Here is a 19,499-nt window from a genome sequence, read left to right as displayed (position 1 = left end):
TGTTAAAAAATGTATCAAAACACGAACGTTCTACTAGTGAAACGTGATTATTATGCTATAATATTGATGTGCGACAAATTATTACAGAATTTTCGAACGGAAGTATTTTAACTCGCATATTCCCTGTGATAAAATAGAATTTGGGAGGAGTTGCTAAATGAGTATCATTTTTTATACATATCCAAAATGTGGAACTTGTCGAAAAGCTGCTTCATGGCTAAAAGAACATAATATTACAGTAGAAGCAATTGATATTACATTAAATCCACCTTCAAAGGAATTACTTGCTGATATTTATAAAGCAAGTGGACTTTCTATAAATAAATTATTTAATACAAGTGGCGTTAAATATCGTGAGCTTGGATTGAAGGATGTTATTCCAACAAAAACTGAGGACGAGCTATTAGAACTACTAAGTTCCGATGGTAAATTAATTAAAAGACCTCTAGTTTTTAATGGAGATCAAGCAACAGTTGGTTTTAATGAAGAAGTATTTGAAAAAGTTTGGTTATAAAATAACTATAAAATTTAAGGTAATTAATCAGAGGAGGATTTCACAATGTCAATTCCAAAGGAACTACGTTATTCAGAAGAACATGAGTGGGTAAAAGTTGAAGGTAATAAATACTATATCGGTATTACTCATTTTGCTCAATCAGAGCTTGGAGATATCGTATTTGTTGAGCTACCAGAAGTAGGCGACGATCTTACTATCAATGAGCCATTCGGTAGCGTTGAGTCTGTAAAAACAGTATCTGAACTTTATGCTCCAATCAGCGGTAAAGTAATTGAAGTAAATGCTGATCTAGATGAAAATCCTGAATTCGTAAACGAATCTCCTTACGAAAAAGCATGGATGGTAGTTGTTGAAGCTACAAACGCTTCTGAACTTGATGAGTTAATGACTGCTGGTCAATACGAAGAAATGATTAACCAAGACTAATTATCTTACATTAAGCGTCCTTTTGGGGCGCTTTTATTTATAGAAATTTCATTGATAAAACATCAAGACAAGTTGGATGATTCAGAGCGGCGTTATACTAGGCAGTAATTAGAATCGCAAACAGTTGAAGTAACGAAGAACGCGTGCGTTTGCCAATAGTCTGAAGTGTCCACATGGGTGTTTTTTTAAATTTATGTGTATAATTGCAGTAATAAAGCTTAACTTATTTACATAAAACATAATTTAAAGGGACATTTTCATTTAGGGAAAAAAAGGAAACAACAAAGGGAAAATCGAATATACTATATACAAAAGATTTTTAGTCAAAAGTTTTTGAGTCCTATACATTAGGTGATGCCCAGTGAATATTGAAGATCAAAGAAAAGTTATCATTGTCGAAGGTACTACTGATAAGAGAAAAATACAGACGATTATAAAGGAGCCTGTAGATATTATCTGTACGAATGGTACAGTTGGTACTTCAAAGCTAGATGAGCTTGCTGAAATGTTAGATTTAAGAGAAATTTATGTGTTAGTCGATGCAGATGAGGCTGGTGAGAAGCTTAGAAGATTGTTAAAAAGAGAATTTCCACAGGCTGAACATCTGTACATTGATCGAAGTTATCGAGAAGTAGCAACAGCTCCAAGTCAACATTTAGCAAGTGTATTATTAGGAGCGGATATTTCAGTATTTACGGATTATTTACGAACAAATTAAAGAGGAATAATGATCATGCAGCAATGGACAAAGACAGATTTAATGCAAAGAATACAGTCAAAAGAGACTACCGTGATTTATATATATACCGCAATGTGTGGTACATGCCAAGTAGCATCAAAAATGCTAGAAATTGTTAACGAGATTCTGCCGAATTTACCAATGAGTAAGGTAAATATTAATGAAATTGTGGAGGAAGCTCAAAGCTGGAAGATCGAAAGTGTACCTTGTTTACTTATTTTTGAAAATGGGGAAATGAAACAAAAAATCTACGCTTTCCAATCTGTTCCATATTTACATGAACTGTTAAAAAAATATAATTTATATATTAAACGATGAGCGCATTCAAAATGATGCGCTCTTTTTTAATTGCCTTAAACTATTTCCTGTTTTTAGACATATTTCTCGGGAAATGAGTTGAATTGTGTAGAAATAATATTAAATAATAGATTTTTATCAAGTAAATGTCGAGCGAAATATAAAGAACACACCTCTAATCTATGAGAAAATAGATTAAAGAATCCAAAAAGAGGTGTTTAAGATGGAAATTAAGGAGTGGGTTGGACAAGCTAAAAACTTATTTATAAAAAAAGAATATTTACAAATTATTTTACCAATTGAAGAAAAAATAGTAGAGTTTAACGGAATAAATGAAAAACTATTTGTTAGATTTAGCAAAAAGGCACCTTTTATTGAGGTAATCGATCGCTCAATACCTCAACTTAGAGTTAACTTTACAAAAGATGGATGGGAATCGCTATATTCAGGTTCGCAGAGATTAAGTCTATTGTTAAAGCTAAAGGATGCTTCATTTGATGGGAATTACCGCTTATTACTACTGATTGAAACAATTTTTCAATATACAAGTGTAGAAAGTGATAAAAAACTTTTGGAAAATTGTTGACAACTTGTGTCTAAGTTTGTAGAATTGGACTTACGTTAAAGAAATACGTTAAACAACTTAATATATCGTAAGATTAACTCTTATCGAGAGAGGTGGAGGGACTGTGCCCTATGAAACCCAGCAACCGTCAATGATCGTCATTGAAATGGTGCTAATTCCTGCAAAGCAAATTGCTTTGAGAGATGAGAGAAAGGAATACTTTTTGTATGTAAAACCTTTCTGCTCATGTGAGTTGAAAGGTTTTTTTGTATTATGCGACTAAAAAAGTACGTTCTTACAAAAAATTGAAGAATGAGTTGTTAGAATGTTTTGAAAGGAGAACTAGTATGATTCAAATAAATAATGTAAGTAAAATATACAAGGGTAAAAAAGGCACAGTTACCGCGGTACAAAATGTATCGTTAACGATTAGTGCAGGTGAGATTTTTGGCATGATCGGATATAGCGGCGCAGGGAAAAGTACGCTATTACGTATGCTAAACGGACTTGAATCACCAACATCAGGTGAGGTTATTATTAATGGTCAATCTATTTCGAAATGTTCATCTAGTCAATTAAGAAAAGCAAGACAGAAAATAGGAATGATTTTCCAACATTTTAATTTATTATGGTCAAGAACTGTATTAGAAAATATACTTTTCCCACTTGAAATTGCTAAAGTACCTAAACAGGAAAGCATTACTCGTGCGAAGGAATTAGTCAAACTAGTGGGACTTGAAGGAAGAGAAAATGCTTATCCTTCTGAACTAAGTGGTGGACAAAAGCAACGTGTTGGAATTGCAAGAGCATTAGCTAATAATCCAGATGTTCTTTTATGTGATGAAGCAACTTCTGCATTAGATCCAGAAACTACTGATTCAATCTTAGCTTTGCTTACAAATATTAATAAGCAGTTAGGTATTACGATTATTCTAATCACACATGAAATGCATGTTATCCAGAAAATTTGCCAACGAGTTGCCGTAATGGAAAATGGACAAGTTGTAGAAGAAGGCCATGTTGTAGATGTATTTACACGTCCTAAACAATCAATTACGAAGAAATTTGTAAAGCAAATTAAAGGCACAGATGAAGAATTGGACAATGAAGTGATTTCTAAAAGTGTTGGGAATGATAATACTTACAAGCTAACGTTTAAAAATGGACAAGCAGACCAACCGCATATTTCTGAAGTAGTAAAACACTTTGAAATTGAAGTTAATATTTTGCAAGGGAAAATTGTTCAAACCGCTGAAGGATCTTATGGGACTATGAAAATTCAACTTGTTGGTGATAGAAATAACATCAAAGAGGCAATTTCTTATTTAGAATCAAAACAAGTTGAAGTGGAGGTAGCATAAGATGGCACAACTTTTTCAAAATGTCGATTGGGAAGCGATGCGAATAGCCACTCAAGAAACATTATTTATGACAGTTATAGGTGCGGTGGCAACGTTTATTTTTGGAATAATAATCGGTTTATTCTTATTTTTAACTAGTAAAGACCAACTTCTTGAAAATAAATTTTTTAATACAATCCTAGCAGCGTTTGTAAATATTTTTCGTTCAATACCGTTTATCATATTAATCATTTTACTAATTCCATTTACAATCTTTATTCTTGGTTCAATGCTTGGTGCAAAAGCAGCATTACCTGCACTTATAATCGGTGCTGCACCATTCTACGCAAGAATGGTTGAAATAGGCTTACGTGAAATAGATAAAGGTGTAATTGAAGCTGCAAGAGCAATGGGAGCTAGTACTTTCACAATCATCGTAAAAGTGTTAATTCCAGAAGCGTTACCAGCAATTATTTCAGGTTTAACTGTTACTACTATTGCAATTGTTGGTTATACAGCAATGGCAGGTGTAGTAGGTGGTGGTGGACTTGGTAACTTAGCATTTATGGAAGGGTACCAACGTTCAAATAACGAAGTTACATTTGTTGCGACAGTTATTATTTTATTAATCGTGTTTATTCTTCAATTTATTGGTGATTTAATTACAACAAAAATAGATAAAAGAGCTTAATGATATTAGGGAGGAAACGACAATGAAATTCAAAAGAATCGCAGGCGTTTTAGGAGCAGGTGTATTAGCATTATCTTTAGCAGCATGTGGTGCTAATAGTAAAGATAAAGAATTAGTAGTAGGTGCATCAAATGTACCTCACGCAGTTATTTTAGAACAAGCTAAACCAATTCTTAAAAAAGAAGGAATTAACTTGAAAATTGTTAAATTCCAAGATTATGTTTTACCAAATAAGGCATTAGCTTCAAAAGAATTAGATGCAAACTATTTCCAACACATTCCTTATTTAGAGTCTCAAATGAAAGAAAATGGTTATAAATTTGAAAACGCTGGTGGTATTCACATCGAGCCAATCGGTGTTTACTCTAAAAAATATAAGAGCTTAGATGATCTACCAGATGGAGCTAAAATCATCATGAGTAGCTCTGTAGCTGACCATGGTCGTATGTTAAGCTTATTACAACACGAAGGTTTAATTAAACTTAAAGCAGGTATTGATCCAACTACTGCTCAAATTAAAGACATCGCTGAGAATCCAAAACACTTAAAATTCGAAGCTAATGTTGACGCTGGTATGCTTCCAAAAGTTTATCAAAACAATGAAGGTGACGCAGTATTAATCAACACAAACTATGCAATTGATGCTGGACTAAATCCAATGAAAGATGCAATTGCTTTAGAAGGAAAAGATTCTCCATACGTAAACATTGTTGCTGTTCGTAAAGGTGATAAAAACAAAAAAGAAATCAAAGAACTTGTTAAAGTATTACACTCTAAAGAGATTCAAGATTTCATTATTAAAAAATATAAAGGTGCTGTAGTGCCTGTAAGCCAATAATGAATTAGAGGGGATGTCTCATTTTGAGACATCCTCTTTTTTTGGGGGAGAGGCGATACTTCGTATTGTAGCTGTTTTTACTGTTTTGTTCATAAAGTGTGGGGATTTGTTCATAAGATGATTTGGCCACTAAATCCCTGCTTTTATTATTTTGAAAAACACGAACACTATGTGAACTATATTGAAATAGCTGTGAACTCCGTTGATATAACACTAATTCTCGTTGATATACTGAAGTTACTCGTTGATATAAATCAGTTACTCGTTGATATACTGCTTTTTCAAATGTTAAATCCTAAAAACTTGGGAGAATAATGAACTCCATTTAATAAAAGGCACAAAAAAACCCGCAAGGAATCCCAATTTCCTTGCGGGTTTAGTACTAATTTTTCACTAGAACATCATTTACAGGTGAGACTGGTGTTCGACCAGCCATGACCTCGATAATATTTTTAGCAGCGATCTCTGACATAGCATCGCGTGTTTCATATGTTGCATTACCGATATGGGGTGTTAAAACAACATTTGTTAGTGATTTTAGTTCTTCTGTGATTTTTGGTTCGAATTCGAATACATCTAATGCAGCACCGGCAATTACGCCGTCTTTTAAAGCAATTACTAATTCCTGCTCGTTCACTAATGGGCCTCTAGCAGCGTTTATAAAAAATGCAGTATCTTTCATTTTTGCGAACTCTTCTTTACCAAACAAATGGTGTAGCTCCTGTTTATAAGGGCAGTGAAGTGTTATATAGTCAGAAGTCTGTATTAATTCTTCTAATGATACATAAGTTGCATTTAATTCTTGTTCAAGCTCTTTACTTAATCTTCTTGGTTGATTATAAATAATATTCATATTAAATGCCTTAGCACGCTTAGCTACTGCTTGTCCGATATTTCCAAAACCAAAAATTCCAATCGTTTTTCCGGAAACTTCTGTTCCTCTAAAAAATAATGGAGCCCATCCTTCGAAACCTTTTGTGCGGCAAAGTTCATCTCCTTCGACTATTTTTCTAGAAATAGCTAAAAGAATTCCAAAAGTTAACTCCGCAGTTGCGTCCGTAGAAACCATAGGGGTGTTTGAAACATGGATTCCTTTACTAGATGCATAATCAACATCGATATTATTAAATCCTGCTCCGTAATTAGCGATAATTTTTACATTTTTAGCTGAATCAATTACTCTTTTTGTAATAGGAGTAGATAGCAAACTTAAAATTGCATCAACCTCACTAACTAATTCACACAATTGGTCCTCAGTAATTAATTGCTCGTTTTCAAAAACAGTAACATGATGATCTTTTAAAAGTTCCTCAGCCTTTTCTGGAATTTTACCTGCTACTAAAATATGTGCCAAAATAGAAACCTTCCTTCAACAATTTAATTTTATGGATGTTAACTTTTTAATTATAAATGAAGTTTTAAGTTTTTGTTTATTTAGTATTTGGCTGATTAGAGAATATATTTACTTTTTAGTTTGTTTAGTAAAAATCCACATTTATTATTTGGAGACAAAAAAAGCAGACAAAGGTCTGCTTTTTATTAATATCTATTATGATTTAAACTTGCGGTAGAGGGCGTATGGTTTACTGAATAAAACTTATTTAAAGATCGATCTACATATACCCAACCCTTCCAGCCTAAGTGAATTGTGTCTTTTAGGAAAAACTTATCGTAATCATGAGAAGAAAAATCAGCTACATGGAAACCTGCATCTCCAATTTGTTTTTTTACCTTTTTGTAATAAACCTCTCTAACTTTTTTAGGGAATCCGGCGTAATCATACCAAGGTCCATTTACTGGAACGGAAATAAACAACGCTTTAGTATGCTCTTGCTTTAATACCGCTAATACCATTTGAAGGTCATCATATTCTGGTGATACGCTATAGCTTTTATTTCGTTTAGAATTTTTAAATGTAACAAGGCGATTTTGTATATATTTTTTATAGTATTTATTATTAATCCCAAAATGGTTCGAACTGGATTGACTACGACCTATTTTATCGGCGGCTTTAGCAACTTTATTCCAGGGTAAATCTTCATACTTTGATTTTGTTAAGTGGAAATTTTTATCTGGATCCATAATAACAGTTTCAAAAAGATCTTTCTTTTCAAGTATTTTAAAATATGTGTAAGCTAGAGGCTTTTCAACAAATGCCTTGAACTTAATTTTTTTGTTAGTTGAAGTTAATGCTTTTAATTGTGTTACTAACAAAGAGTCTTTTTTTATGATAGATAGTGTTAAAAGCCTCTTTGCAGCCTGTTTCTTTACTGAACGATTAATTGTATTATTAAGAACGAATGAATAAGTTTGAAGCGCAGAATAATTTGGTGAAAAATGAGTATTATTAATTCCACGTCGAATAAACCATTGTGGAGACAAGACAAATACGATTTTTTTATTTTTTATTCCATCACCTAAAGAGGCTAAATCAAGAAAATGAACGAGACTTTGTGATCCTCCTCTACCAATTAAATATGGGGTGAATTCATTTTTTTCTCCCATAAAAAATCTAGAAGGATGGAAGGTGTCTCTTCTGGCAAGTTCAGAAGACCCAAAAATCGGTAAAAATTTCGGGTCGGTTAACATTTTATCTTGAAGTAAAGTGCCTTGAAATGTTTTAGGGTTTAAAGATGCTGCTGTGTTATTTAAACGCTCTTTTGTAATAAAAAGTTCATAAAAAGAATTTGGAAGATATAGGGCAAGTAAAAATATGAAAATAGCCGTTATCATACCAAAAAATTGGACCTTTTTCATCTTCTAGCCTCTAGAATTGAAATAATCTTATTTGGTGTTGCCCACTCCTCGCGATCAAAGTCAGAAATCGTTACGTTAATACCGATTTGTTCCTCAATTTCGACTAATAAGCTAACCGTTCCAAATGAATCTAATAATCCATCTTCGAAAATAAGTACATCTGGGTTTTCGATGACTTCATCCGTATTACATAAATCAGCTAAAATTTTTAAAACTTCTTCTCTTAAATTTTCCATTATATAGATGGCTCCTTTAGTTCACTAGATGTCCTGAAAATATTAAAAATCCAAAACAAATAAAGTGAAATGTAATAATGATCGCTAATACATGTGTTAGTTTATTATTTTTCCAAAGCTTTTTTTTCTTATTGAACTGTTCAAACCAATCAAAACTACACATCAATATTGCTTGATATAAGCCATAGAGTAGATAATTTATTTGAAGTCCATGCCATGCACCCATTACTAAAAATAGGGTGGTATATCCGATATATGAGATATTTCTTCTGTTTTTAATGATTTTTTTCTTTGTAAGTAAGAATACAATTCTCATATATATATAGTCTCGAAACCAAAAAGATAGGCTCATGTGCCAGCGATTCCAAAAATCTTTTATATTCCGGCTAATAAATGGCATATTAAAGTTTTCAGGGGTTTTAATACCTACTAAATAGCTGACACCGATCGCAAATGCACTATAGCCTGCAAAATCAAAAAATAAATACAAACTATATGCATACATATACGTCAGATTTGAAACAAATGTATGACCTAATGCAAACTGAGTTTCAAGGATGTGTGTGTTAATTAAATATCCAATTATATATTTATAGAGAAAACCAATGAATATTTTATGAATTCCAAATTGAAAATACTCACGATATTCACTAGCTGTTAGTACCTTTTGAGAATCCTGTTGAAATCTTCTAAATCGATCGATTGGACCAGAAGAAATAGTTGGGAAAAACAATAAAAACCTCAAGAAATCAGCAGTTTTAATTTCCTTTATACTTTGGTCACGAAGTTCGATAATTACTTGTGTTGTCTTAAACGTTAAATAGGATATCCCTAAAAAACCTAAGATTGTAGTACTTTCAAAGAGTGGTGATACCTTTACAATAATTAAAGGTAAAATCGATAAAAATACACTTGAGTAATAAACAAAGGAATGGTTCGCTTTCTTTCGATAAATACCATAACCTTTTATTAAAATGACTACCCAGAAGATATAGCCAACTAAATAGAATGTTTGTATTTTAGAAGAGGAAAAGATTATTAATAAAAACACAAAAGTAAGAAACGATGTGTAGTTAGTTAATCTTTTTCCTAAAAAGCCTATTATGACCGCTGGGATTAATAGAACAAATAAAATACCAAAAAACGTAAAAGTACCATATGGAATCATTGGTATACTTGCTCCAATAATTTTTTTCGATCTACTTTACCATTAGTAGTCATTGGCAAACTTGATTGATAGCTAAATTTTCTTGGTATCATATAAGTTGGCATAAATTTAGTTAATTCTTCTTTTAAAAAACGTGTTAAGTGATATTCCTTTTCGAAATTATGTTCTTTAACGACTACTAGGCAATGTAAATTTATACATTTACCATCCTTCATTTCTGGAAATACAACTGCAGAATGAATTAATGGTAATTTTCTAATGTTATTTTCAATATCTTCAATTTCAATGCGATAACCGTGTAGCTTTATTTGGAAATCAATTCTACCTTTATAGAATAGTAAACCATTTTCAAAGTAACCCGAATCACCAGTTTTATAGGCGTTCATTCCATTGATCTGGTCATAAGCTGCTTCAGTTTTTAATTGATTATTAAGATAGCCTTTACTAACACTTGGACCTGCTATAATAATTTCTCCAGTTGAACCTTCAGGTAGTGGATTTCCCAATTCATCCATAATGTAAATAACAGTATCGTCTTTTGGAGCACCAATCGGTAACGGTGAATATTTGTTGATCACTTCTTCAGTAATTTTTACAAATGTTACTGCAACAGTTGCTTCCGTTGGACCATAAGTATTATAAATCTCCGCATTAGGAAATCGAGATAAAAGCTGTTTAGCGCTATTATTCGAAAGTACTTCACCACAAAAAAGAAAAGTCTTTAATTTAGGTAGGAAGGCTTCGTTAAAATCTGGATTCATCATGCACATCTCTATAAAGGACGGTGTAGATGTCCAAACTTCGAGATTTCTTTCCATTAAATAATCGAATAATAATTTTGGTCGTTCAATCAATGATTTTTCAACAGCGATAAGTGTTCCACCTGATAATAACGAAGGATATAAATCCATCACTGATAAATCAAAAGAGAAAGGTGCTTGATTCAAAAAGCGTTGACCTTTTTGTAAATTAAAATCATTTAAAATCCATCCGGAAAAGCTGCGTAAGTTTTTTTCTGTAATTTGAACTCCTTTTGGATCGCCAGTACTCCCAGAAGTATAAATAATGTAAAATGTTTCATCGTCTTTAACGTAGAAATCAGTTAAAGAATCAATTAGATTTGTAGAACGAATAATCTTTTGTAGTTCGCCAAGATTTATGACTTTAATTGCTTCAAATTCTAATGAAAATTCCTTTGGAGTAATCAATAAAGTTGCTCCAGAGTTAGTTATCATTTTTTTGAGCCTTTCAAAAGGAATCGACTCATCAACCGGGATATAGGCACAACCTGCTTTTACACATCCTAAGAAAGTTGAAATCATCTCTAATTGCATGTGACCATACACAATAATTGGCTTATTTGTAAAATTATTTTTAACAATCCAACTAGCAATGGCATCTGATTGTTGTTTTAAAGTTTTATAAGTTAATGAATAATCACTATTTTGAAAAGCAATCGTGTCTGGGGTATTGATAGCCCATAAATCTATTTGTTCAATAATTGATTTCATCTTTTCACGTCCTAAAAATCGTTATATATATAGGTGCCAGTAAAAGCATCTTTAAATCCATACAAGTACAGTAGTGCAAGTAAAATTGATAAATAAAATGCAGTATAAAACAAAAATCTTAAGGTTTTTGAACGAAAAATATGGATTTTGTCCATTTGTTTTCACCTTTCCTAATTTTTAGCTAGACGTATTATAACACCGTAGAAAAAATAAAAAATTAACCAAACACCCTTTTAATTAAGTGTTAGATAATAAATTATTAAAATTAAGGTAAATTTTTTCTAATGAAAATATAAAGATTAATGGACGAGTTCGTTATTACAATTAAGTAAAGGTGATTTTTGTTGAAGAAGGATAGTGGTTCCTAAAAATCTCTACTCTACAGGGATGGTGGATTGATGAAAAAGTTTTATCTATTAGTGATAACTTGTTTTTTTATTGTAATGTTTCCTCTTTGTAGTTTTATCTGGCATAAAAGCCCTACTAAGGCAAAGGTTTCGAGTCACTTTAAAGAGGTTAAAACGGAATTTTCTACTAACAAAAATAAGAATACGAGAGCAATGGATACCTATTTACGGCAGATTCATTTTAACGGAGTGGTACTTGTTAGAAAAAATGAAGAAAATATTCTTAAAAAGGGATATGGATATCGAAATGTCACTAGTCAGTTACCGAATACACCAAATACTTATTATCCAGTTGCTTCGATTTCTAAATTTTTTGTTGCCACATCGTTAATGCAATTAAAAGAAAAAGGTTTGATCTCTTTTAACGATCCAATTTCAAAATACATACCGAATTTTCCGAATGGATCAAAATTAACTTTATTTCATTTAATTTCACATACTTCTGGAATTAAACTGCAAAAAGAGTTATTTAATACGATTTCATCAACCAATCTAATTAAGGAAATAGTTAAATCAAATAGTCAGTATAAACCGTTAAACAAATGGGACTATAATGACGCAAATTATATGTTACTTGCTTACGTTATTGAGAAAGTAACTGGAAAATCATATGGAGAAAATGTTAAAACAAATATTTTTGATAAAGCGAATATTACTGAAATTGGACAAGGGAATGATTTTTACAAAAATGAGAATCATGCAATAGGATATAAATTAATTCAAACTAACAGCGAACCGAAGCAATTACGACTTCCGAATTTTAGCTACCTACTAGGCTGTGGTGATATTTTTTCAACAGTTACAGGAATACAAAAAATGGACGAGGCACTCTTATCGCATAAACTAATATCCAGTAAAAGTTTTGTTCAATTTACTAAGCCATATCAACATCATTATGCTTTCGGAATTTATATTAAAGGGGGATATGTATATAATCATGGAGTATTTCGTGGAATTGATTGTATAAATGTCTTCGATCCAATCTCAAAAACAATTGTAATCGTCTTTTCTAATAGTCAAAAAATGAAACCAAATACACTTAATGTAGCAATGAAATTGTTTAAATTAGTGTAATAGAATTTGATGATTACTAGAATACTCTTATATAGATAGCAAATTATTTCATAAATCCTTTAAAAGATACTCATACTATTTTTTGATAAAGAAAGTAGGAGGAGTCTAGTGAAAAAACTTGTTTATTATTTCTTATTATTACTAATGATTGGTAGTATTAATTTGAGCTTTACTTTGTCTAGTAATGCCGAAACAAAAACACCAATCAAGGAAAATGCATTAACTCGACATATTAAAATCAGTGAACAAAAATTAAATGATGCACCTATTAAATATCCACAAATCAGTGGAGCACCTAATTCAACAGCTCAACAAACGATAAATAATCTTTTAAAACAAGGGGCAGATACAGCCAATAATAATCGTTTAAAACTATTGGAAGATGAGAAAGAAGCAAAGGCAAAATGGGATTCTAGCCAAGGTCCATGGAGACCTTATGAATATGTTTTTACTTATAAAGTACTTTATAATAATCTTGATAAATTAAGTATCATATATAAAGAATATTCATACACAGGTGGAGCACATGGAATGACAACAGGAACTACATATAATTTTGATGTTAAAACCGGTGAAATAGTTCCACTATCTAAATTAATTAACGAAAATACAAAATCAGTCCAAGAATATGCATATCAACAATTGCAAAAGAAATATAAAGGATATGTTTTAATAAAGTCGCCAAATGAGATTGACTTAAGTGATAAAAATCGACTATGGGCATTTGACCATGCAGGAATCAAGTTGATTTTTAAAGAATACGAAGTAGCTGCATACGCTGCTGGCATGCCTGAAGTCTTTATACCTGTTCAGGTTTATCAATAAACTTCACCACGAAAAAAGAACCTTCATTTTTAGACGAAGGTTCTTTGTGTTTTGTGGTGAAATATACAATGTTCAATATTGGAAAAGGGAATCTCGCCCCATGGAAAGCGAGAATTTGAACAACATACAGCTTTTATTACATTGAAACTATATTGCTGATCGATTGACAAGTTCATTTTTCAACAGCGAAAAAAGAACCTTCATTTAATAGAAGGTTCTTTCCCTTAATTATTTACTAATTTGATTTATGAAATTAGGCTTTTTCGTGAATAATGGTATAGTCTGCATTAAATCATAGTTTTGTTTTAACAATAAAAAGAATAAATTGAACAACTATATAAATAATGAATAATCTAAATTAAGTATGTACGACAGAGTGTGTAAAATCTAATCTTCAATCTGTTCTTTTAATAATAGTGCGTAAAGATCTTCAACTCGTTCGGCCATGAATCTTTGTGAGTCTTCGATTCCTTTGTTGTAAAACATTGGCCCAAGTTTTTGTGATATAAAGTCTAATAGCAGCATTGAACTTAACTCACTAAGTTCTTCGTCTCTTTCGTTTAAGAAATATGTTTGTAGTTGGTTTATCGCAAATTTCTGTTGATCAGGTGAGAGCTTTGTTGATTTAGACATAAAATTCTCCTTTTTATAGATGTAATATTAGATTTTTTATTTCCTATATATATAGTATCTTTATTTATTCTTTTTTTGTGAAAAAAAGTTACACGGAATAAAACTTTTTTGGTAAAATAGTGCACAGCTTGAAAATACTTTTTAATTGCTTTAAGATTAGAATGAGAATAAAATGAGAATGAACTTAAAATAGCCATTTTCTATTTTATAGAATTTTATTTGTATTATTATGGAGGGTGTAAAATGGGAGCTTCTACATTAAAAATAAAAGACCTTCAAGTAGCTATTGAAGGAAAGCAAATTCTTAAGGGTGTAAACCTTGAAGTAAAAGGTGGAGAAATTCACGCAATCATGGGACCAAATGGTACTGGTAAATCAACTTTATCATCTGCTATTATGGGTCATCCTAAATATGAGGTAATTGGTGGTAGCATCGAGCTTGATGGCAACGATGTATTAGAAATGGAAGTTGATGAGCGCGCTCAAGCTGGTCTTTTCCTTGCTATGCAATACCCAAGTGAAATTAGCGGTGTAACAAATGCAGATTTCTTACGTTCTGCAGTGAACGCACGTCGCGAAGAAGGCGATGAAATTTCTTTAATGAAATTTATCCGTACTTTAGATAAAAACATGGAATTCTTAGAAATGGATCCAGAAATGGCTCAACGTTATTTAAATGAAGGTTTCTCAGGTGGAGAGAAAAAACGTAATGAGATTCTTCAAATGATGATGATTCAACCTAAGATTGCAATTCTTGATGAAATCGACTCTGGTTTAGATATCGATGCGTTAAAAGTTGTTTCTAAAGGTGTTAACGAAATGCGTGGAGAAGAGTTTGGTTGCCTAATCATCACTCACTACCAACGCTTATTAAACTACATTACTCCTGACTTCGTTCACGTAATGATGCAAGGTCGCATTGTAAAATCAGGTGGTCCTGAATTAGCTGCTCGTTTAGAAGCTGAAGGATATGACTGGATTAAACAAGAGTTAGGTATCGAAGACGAGACTGTTGGGCAAGAAGCTTAATCGGATAGGAGGGATTCGCATGACAACTGGTACTACAATTCCATTTAGTCAAGAAACAGTAAAGCAGCTTTCTGCACTGTTAAACGAACCTGCATATTTCACAGAGTTCCGTTTAAATGCACTTGCAAAAGCTGAATCACTTTCTCTTCCAAAGCCAGATAAAACAAATATCTCTAAATGGGATTTCTTTGGAAAAGAATTTAATGTTACAACTGGCAATGTTCCTACGAAGGAACAATTACCGGAATCAGTAACAGCTTTAATGAATGAAGACGCTGATCAATCAGTTTACGTACAATATAATGGGTCTGCAGTATATCACTCTCTTTCTTCAGAAGCGAAAGAAAAAGGTGTAGTATTCGTAGATTTACACACTGCAATTAAAGATCATGAAGAGCTTGTGAAAAAATATTTTATGACAGAGGCTGTTAAAGTCGAAGAAAATAAATTAGTTGCTTTACATGCAGCATTAGTTAACGGTGGAGCTTTCTTATACATTCCTAAAAATGTAGTATTAGAAAAACCAGTCCAATCTATTTTCGTAGTAGATGGCGAAACTGTTCCTGCATATAACCACGTTCTTGTCGTTGCAGAAGCTAACAGTGAAGTTACTTATGTTGAAAACTATGTTTCTACATCTGCTGATTTAGATGCGGCTGTTGTAAATGTTGTAACAGAAGTAATCACTTTAGATAATGCAAAAGTTCGTTATGGTGCTGTAGATACTTTAGCTAAAGGCGTTACTGCATATGTTGTTCGTCGTGGACACGCAGGTCGCGATAGCAAAATTGAGTGGGCACTTGGACTTATGAACGATGGAAACTCAATTTTTGAAAATGTTACAAACCTAATTGGAGACGGATCTTTCGGTGACTTGAAAATGGTAACTGTAGGTCGTGGAGAGCAAACTCAAAACTTTACGACAAGTATTATCCACTTTGGTAAAGGATCTGAAGGTTGGATCTTAAAACATGGTGTATCAAAAGATGCTGCTACTTCAATCTTTAATGGTATTGGTAAAATTGAACATGGTGCTTCTAAGTCTAATGCACAACAAACTTCTCGTGTATTAATGCTTAGTGAAAAAGCTCGTGGTGATGCAAACCCAATTCTATTAATTGATGAAAATGATGTAATGGCAGGTCATGCTGCTTCAGTTGGTAAAGTAGATCCAACTCAACTTTACTACTTAATGAGTCGCGGTATTCCGAAGAAAGAAGCAGAGCGCTTAGTTATTCACGGATTCTTAGCACCTGTAGTTTCGGAATTACCAATTGAAGAAGTTAAAAAAATGCTTGTTGATGTAATTGAGAGGAAAGTTAAGTAATGGATGTTAAAGCAATCCGTGAAGCCTTTCCGATATTAAATCAAGAAGTAAATGGACATCCTTTAGTATATCTGGATAGTGCTGCAACTTCACAAAAACCAGTTCAAGTAATCGAAGCTGTTGCTAACTATTATAAAGAAATTAATTCAAACGTTCATAGAGGTGTACATACTCTAGGAACGAAAGCTACTGATGCATACGAGGGAGCTCGTGATAAAGTTCGTAAATTTATAAATGCATCATCGATTGAAGAGATTATTTTTACTAGAGGTACTACTACAGCAATCAATACAGTTGCTGCTAGTTACGGAAGAACGAACCTTGAAGCTGGAGATGAAATCGTGATTTCTTATATGGAACATCACAGTAACATTATTCCTTGGCAACAGGTTGCTAAAGCTACTGGAGCAATATTAAAATATATTCCATTAGAAGAAGATGGAACAATCAGCGTTGAGCAAGCAAGAGCTACAATTAACTCTAATACAAAAATAGTTGCGATTATGTACGTTTCAAATGTACTTGGTTCAATTAACCCTGTTAAAGAGATTGCAGCAATTGCTCATGAGCATGGAGCAATCATGCTAGTTGATGGTGCTCAAAGTACGCCACATATGAAGGTAGACGTTCAAGATTTAGATTGCGATTTTTACGCTTTTTCAGGTCATAAAATGTGTGCACCTACAGGTATTGGGGTACTTTATGGTAAAAAACAACTTCTTGAAAATATGGAGCCAATTGAATTTGGTGGGGAAATGATTGATTTCGTTGACTTACAAGATTCTACTTGGAAAGAACTACCTTGGAAGTTTGAAGGTGGAACACCAATCATTGCTGGTGCGGTTGGTTTAGGAGCTGCAATTGATTTCTTAACTGAAATCGGTATGGATAATATCGAAAAGCATGAACATGAGATTGCGAATTACGCACTTGAGCAGTTATCTACTGTGAAGGGTGTAACAATTTATGGTCCAAAGCATCGTGCAGGTTTAGTAACGTTTAATGTGGAAGATGTTCATCCACATGATGTTGCAACTGTATTAGATGTAGAAGGAATTGCTGTTCGTGCAGGACATCATTGTGCTCAACCATTAATGAGATGGTTAAAGGTATCAGCTACTGCTCGTGCAAGTTTTTACCTGTATAATACAAAAGAAGACGTAGATGCTTTTGTAAAAGGACTAGTAAAAACGAAGGAGTACTTTAGCGATGTCTATTAATCGAAATATTGATCTTGATGCATTATATCGTCGTGTGATTATGGACCATTATAAAAACCCTCGTAATAAAGGGGTAGGGGCTATATCAGAAAACGATTTAACAGTAAACATGAATAACCCGACTTGTGGTGATCGAATTGAGCTTCGCTTAAAAGTTGATGATGGAATTGTATCGGACGCTCGTTTCGACGGTGAAGGTTGTTCAATTTCAATGGCATCAGCTTCAATGATGACTCACGCAATTAAAGGTAAAAAAATAGAGGAAGCTTTAAAACTTGCTCAAATATTTTCAGATATGATGCTTGGAAAAGAATATGATGAATCGATTGATTTAGATGATATTGAAGCATTACAAGGTGTTTCAAAGTTTCCAGCTCGAATTAAATGTGCAACACTTGCATGGAAAGCGATGGAGAAGGGCTTAAAATCAGAGGAATAATCCTCTGAGCTTAATCCTACTCTTCTATTAGAAGGGAGTATGAATAATGTCTACTAATTTGCCAGATATTAGTGATTATAAATATGGTTTTCATGACCGTGACGTATCGATCTTCCGTTCAGAGCGTGGTTTAACGAGAGAAATTGTTGAAGAAATCTCACGTATGAAAAATGAGCCACAATGGATGTTAGATTTCCGTTTAAAATCTTTACAATTATTCTATGATATGCCAATGCCTCAATGGGGTGGAGATTTAGCTGATTTACGCTTTGATGAAATTACTTATTATGTAAAGCCATCAGAGAAAACAGAAAAATCTTGGGATGAAGTACCTGAAGAAATCAAAAACACTTTTGATAAATTAGGTATTCCTGAAGCAGAACAAAAGTATTTAGCAGGTGTATCTGCACAGTATGAGTCTGAGGTAGTTTACCACAGCATGAAACAAGATTTAACTGATCTTGGAATCTTATTTACTGATACAGATACTGCATTACGTGAGCATGAAGAAATTTTCAAAGAGCACTTTGGAAAAGTAATTCCACCAACAGATAACAAATTTGCTGCATTAAACTCAGCTGTTTGGTCTGGTGGATCATTCATCTACGTACCAAAAGGTATTAAAGTTGATACGCCATTACAAGCATATTTCCGAATTAATTCAGAAAATATGGGTCAATTTGAGCGTACATTAATTATCGCTGACGAAGGTGCACACGTACATTACGTTGAAGGATGTACTGCTCCTGTTTATACAACAAACTCTCTTCACTCTGCAGTAGTAGAAATCATCATTAAGAAAGATGCTTACTGCCGTTATACAACAATTCAAAACTGGGCGAATAACGTATTCAACCTAGTTACGAAACGTGCTGTTTGTGAAGCGAACGCAACAATGGAATGGATCGATGGAAACATTGGTTCAAAATTAACAATGAAATACCCAGCAGTAATCCTTAAAGGTGAAGGTGCTCGTGGTCTTACACTTTCTATTGCAATCGCTGGTAAAGGACAACACCAAGATGCTGGTGCTAAAATGATTCACTTAGCTCCAAATACTTCATCTACTATTGTTTCGAAATCTATTTCTAAACATGGTGGTAAAGTAACGTACCGTGGTATTGTACACTTCGGACGTAAAGCAGCTGGATCTCGCTCGAATATCGAGTGTGATACGTTAATTATGGATAATGCATCAACTTCTGATACAATTCCATATAACGAAATCTTAAACGACAACATTTCTCTTGAGCACGAAGCGAAAGTTTCAAAAGTGTCTGAAGAGCAATTATTCTACTTAATGAGCCGTGGTATTTCTGAGCAAGAAGCTACAGAAATGATCGTAATGGGCTTCATTGAGCCATTTACAAAAGAACTACCAATGGAATACGCAGTTGAAATGAACCGTCTGATTAAATTCGAGATGGAAGGTTCAATTGGTTAATCCATTGAATAAAGAT

General features: G+C 32.9%; 22 protein-coding genes and 1 riboswitch. Of the genes, 15 read left to right on the top strand and 7 right to left on the bottom strand.

Annotation, left to right across the window (positions count from 1 at the left end):
• Positions 1–157: 157 nt before the first annotated feature.
• The 8 genes from CN601_RS08670 to metQ all read left to right on the top strand — a co-directional run bounded on the left by CN601_RS08670 (position 158) and on the right by metQ (position 5,413).
• Positions 158–514, top strand: a complete 357-nt coding sequence (locus CN601_RS08670) for an arsenate reductase family protein (protein WP_098118613.1) — start codon at positions 158–160, stop codon at positions 512–514.
• A 45-nt stretch (positions 515–559) separates the two neighbouring features.
• Positions 560–943, top strand: a complete 384-nt coding sequence (gcvH, locus tag CN601_RS08665; protein WP_098170792.1) for a glycine cleavage system protein GcvH — start codon at positions 560–562, stop codon at positions 941–943.
• Between the two features lie 367 nt (positions 944–1,310).
• Entirely contained in the window at positions 1,311–1,661 is a 351-nt protein-coding gene (locus CN601_RS08660; protein ID WP_091023583.1) for a ribonuclease M5, read from the top strand.
• Positions 1,662–1,676: 15 nt separating this feature from the next.
• Positions 1,677–2,000: a thioredoxin family protein gene (locus CN601_RS08655; RefSeq protein ID WP_098118611.1), complete on the top strand. Its 324-nt coding sequence runs from the start codon at positions 1,677–1,679 to the stop codon at positions 1,998–2,000.
• 202 nt (positions 2,001–2,202) lie between these two features.
• Complete coding sequence (locus tag CN601_RS08650; protein WP_098118610.1) at positions 2,203–2,565, top strand: hypothetical protein; 363 nt, start codon at positions 2,203–2,205, stop codon at positions 2,563–2,565.
• Between the two features lie 77 nt (positions 2,566–2,642).
• Positions 2,643–2,754, top strand: a riboswitch (SAM riboswitch).
• A 137-nt stretch (positions 2,755–2,891) separates the two neighbouring features.
• Positions 2,892–3,905: a methionine ABC transporter ATP-binding protein gene (locus CN601_RS08645; RefSeq protein ID WP_098118609.1), complete on the top strand. Its 1,014-nt coding sequence runs from the start codon at positions 2,892–2,894 to the stop codon at positions 3,903–3,905.
• A 1-nt stretch (position 3,906) separates the two neighbouring features.
• On the top strand, positions 3,907–4,575 hold the full coding sequence (locus tag CN601_RS08640; RefSeq protein WP_098118608.1) for a methionine ABC transporter permease: 669 nt from the start codon (positions 3,907–3,909) through the stop codon (positions 4,573–4,575).
• Positions 4,576–4,597: 22 nt separating this feature from the next.
• Entirely contained in the window at positions 4,598–5,413 is an 816-nt protein-coding gene (metQ, locus tag CN601_RS08635; RefSeq protein ID WP_098118607.1) for a methionine ABC transporter substrate-binding lipoprotein MetQ, read from the top strand.
• 382 nt (positions 5,414–5,795) lie between these two features.
• On the opposite strand, the gene CN601_RS08625 is transcribed toward metQ, so the two are convergent.
• From CN601_RS08625 to dltX, 6 genes are all read right to left on the bottom strand, one after another.
• The gene (locus tag CN601_RS08625; RefSeq protein WP_098170790.1) at positions 5,796–6,767 is read right to left on the bottom strand and encodes a 2-hydroxyacid dehydrogenase family protein; all 972 of its coding nucleotides are present in this window, start codon (positions 6,765–6,767) and stop codon (positions 5,796–5,798) included.
• Between the two features lie 185 nt (positions 6,768–6,952).
• Positions 6,953–8,170, bottom strand: a complete 1,218-nt coding sequence (dltD, locus tag CN601_RS08620; RefSeq protein WP_098170789.1) for a D-alanyl-lipoteichoic acid biosynthesis protein DltD — start codon at positions 8,168–8,170, stop codon at positions 6,953–6,955.
• Positions 8,167–8,406, bottom strand: a complete 240-nt coding sequence (gene dltC / locus CN601_RS08615) for a D-alanine--poly(phosphoribitol) ligase subunit 2 (protein ID WP_098118603.1) — start codon at positions 8,404–8,406, stop codon at positions 8,167–8,169. The genes dltD and dltC overlap by 4 nt, the downstream gene beginning before the upstream one ends.
• Before the next feature lie 16 nt (positions 8,407–8,422).
• Entirely contained in the window at positions 8,423–9,574 is a 1,152-nt protein-coding gene (dltB, locus tag CN601_RS08610; protein ID WP_098170788.1) for a D-alanyl-lipoteichoic acid biosynthesis protein DltB, read from the bottom strand.
• Complete coding sequence (gene dltA / locus CN601_RS08605; RefSeq protein ID WP_098170787.1) at positions 9,571–11,085, bottom strand: D-alanine--poly(phosphoribitol) ligase subunit DltA; 1,515 nt, start codon at positions 11,083–11,085, stop codon at positions 9,571–9,573. Before dltA ends, dltB begins: the two co-directional genes overlap by 4 nt.
• An 11-nt stretch (positions 11,086–11,096) precedes the next feature.
• A complete protein-coding gene (gene dltX / locus CN601_RS08600) occupies positions 11,097–11,240 on the bottom strand; it encodes a teichoic acid D-Ala incorporation-associated protein DltX (RefSeq protein ID WP_098118600.1) in 144 nt (47 codons plus the stop codon).
• 243 nt (positions 11,241–11,483) lie between these two features.
• Here dltX and CN601_RS08595 point away from each other — a divergent pair, with 243 nt between their 5' ends.
• Positions 11,484–12,566 (top strand): serine hydrolase domain-containing protein, encoded by a 1,083-nt coding sequence (locus tag CN601_RS08595; RefSeq protein WP_098118599.1) that lies wholly within the window; start codon positions 11,484–11,486, stop codon positions 12,564–12,566.
• 108 nt (positions 12,567–12,674) lie between these two features.
• Positions 12,675–13,391: a DUF3298 and DUF4163 domain-containing protein gene (locus CN601_RS08590; protein WP_098118598.1), complete on the top strand. Its 717-nt coding sequence runs from the start codon at positions 12,675–12,677 to the stop codon at positions 13,389–13,391.
• Positions 13,392–13,778: 387 nt separating this feature from the next.
• On the opposite strand, the gene CN601_RS08585 is transcribed toward CN601_RS08590, so the two are convergent.
• Complete coding sequence (locus CN601_RS08585) at positions 13,779–14,024, bottom strand: DUF2164 family protein (protein WP_098118597.1); 246 nt, start codon at positions 14,022–14,024, stop codon at positions 13,779–13,781.
• A 243-nt stretch (positions 14,025–14,267) separates the two neighbouring features.
• Between CN601_RS08585 and sufC the strand changes: the two genes are divergently transcribed.
• From sufC to sufB, 5 genes are read left to right on the top strand one after another with little or no spacing between them, the layout of a single operon-like run.
• A complete protein-coding gene (gene sufC / locus CN601_RS08580) occupies positions 14,268–15,053 on the top strand; it encodes a Fe-S cluster assembly ATPase SufC (RefSeq protein WP_091023520.1) in 786 nt (261 codons plus the stop codon).
• Positions 15,054–15,072: 19 nt separating this feature from the next.
• Positions 15,073–16,380, top strand: coding sequence for a Fe-S cluster assembly protein SufD (gene sufD / locus CN601_RS08575; protein ID WP_098170786.1), 1,308 nt, complete (start codon positions 15,073–15,075; stop codon positions 16,378–16,380).
• On the top strand, positions 16,380–17,600 hold the full coding sequence (locus CN601_RS08570; protein WP_098118595.1) for a cysteine desulfurase: 1,221 nt from the start codon (positions 16,380–16,382) through the stop codon (positions 17,598–17,600). Before sufD ends, CN601_RS08570 begins: the two co-directional genes overlap by 1 nt.
• Complete coding sequence (gene sufU, locus CN601_RS08565; RefSeq protein WP_098118594.1) at positions 17,590–18,039, top strand: Fe-S cluster assembly sulfur transfer protein SufU; 450 nt, start codon at positions 17,590–17,592, stop codon at positions 18,037–18,039. Before CN601_RS08570 ends, sufU begins: the two co-directional genes overlap by 11 nt.
• A 46-nt stretch (positions 18,040–18,085) precedes the next feature.
• Complete coding sequence (gene sufB / locus CN601_RS08560; protein ID WP_098118593.1) at positions 18,086–19,483, top strand: Fe-S cluster assembly protein SufB; 1,398 nt, start codon at positions 18,086–18,088, stop codon at positions 19,481–19,483.
• Positions 19,484–19,499: the final 16 nt, after the last annotated feature.

The organism is Bacillus sp. AFS017336 (assembly GCF_002555445.1).
In the GTDB taxonomy this organism is placed as follows: domain Bacteria; phylum Bacillota; class Bacilli; order Bacillales; family Bacillaceae_G; genus Gottfriedia.
The sequence above is the reverse complement of the archived record's forward strand: the minus strand, read 5'-3'. Positions and strand labels throughout refer to the sequence as shown.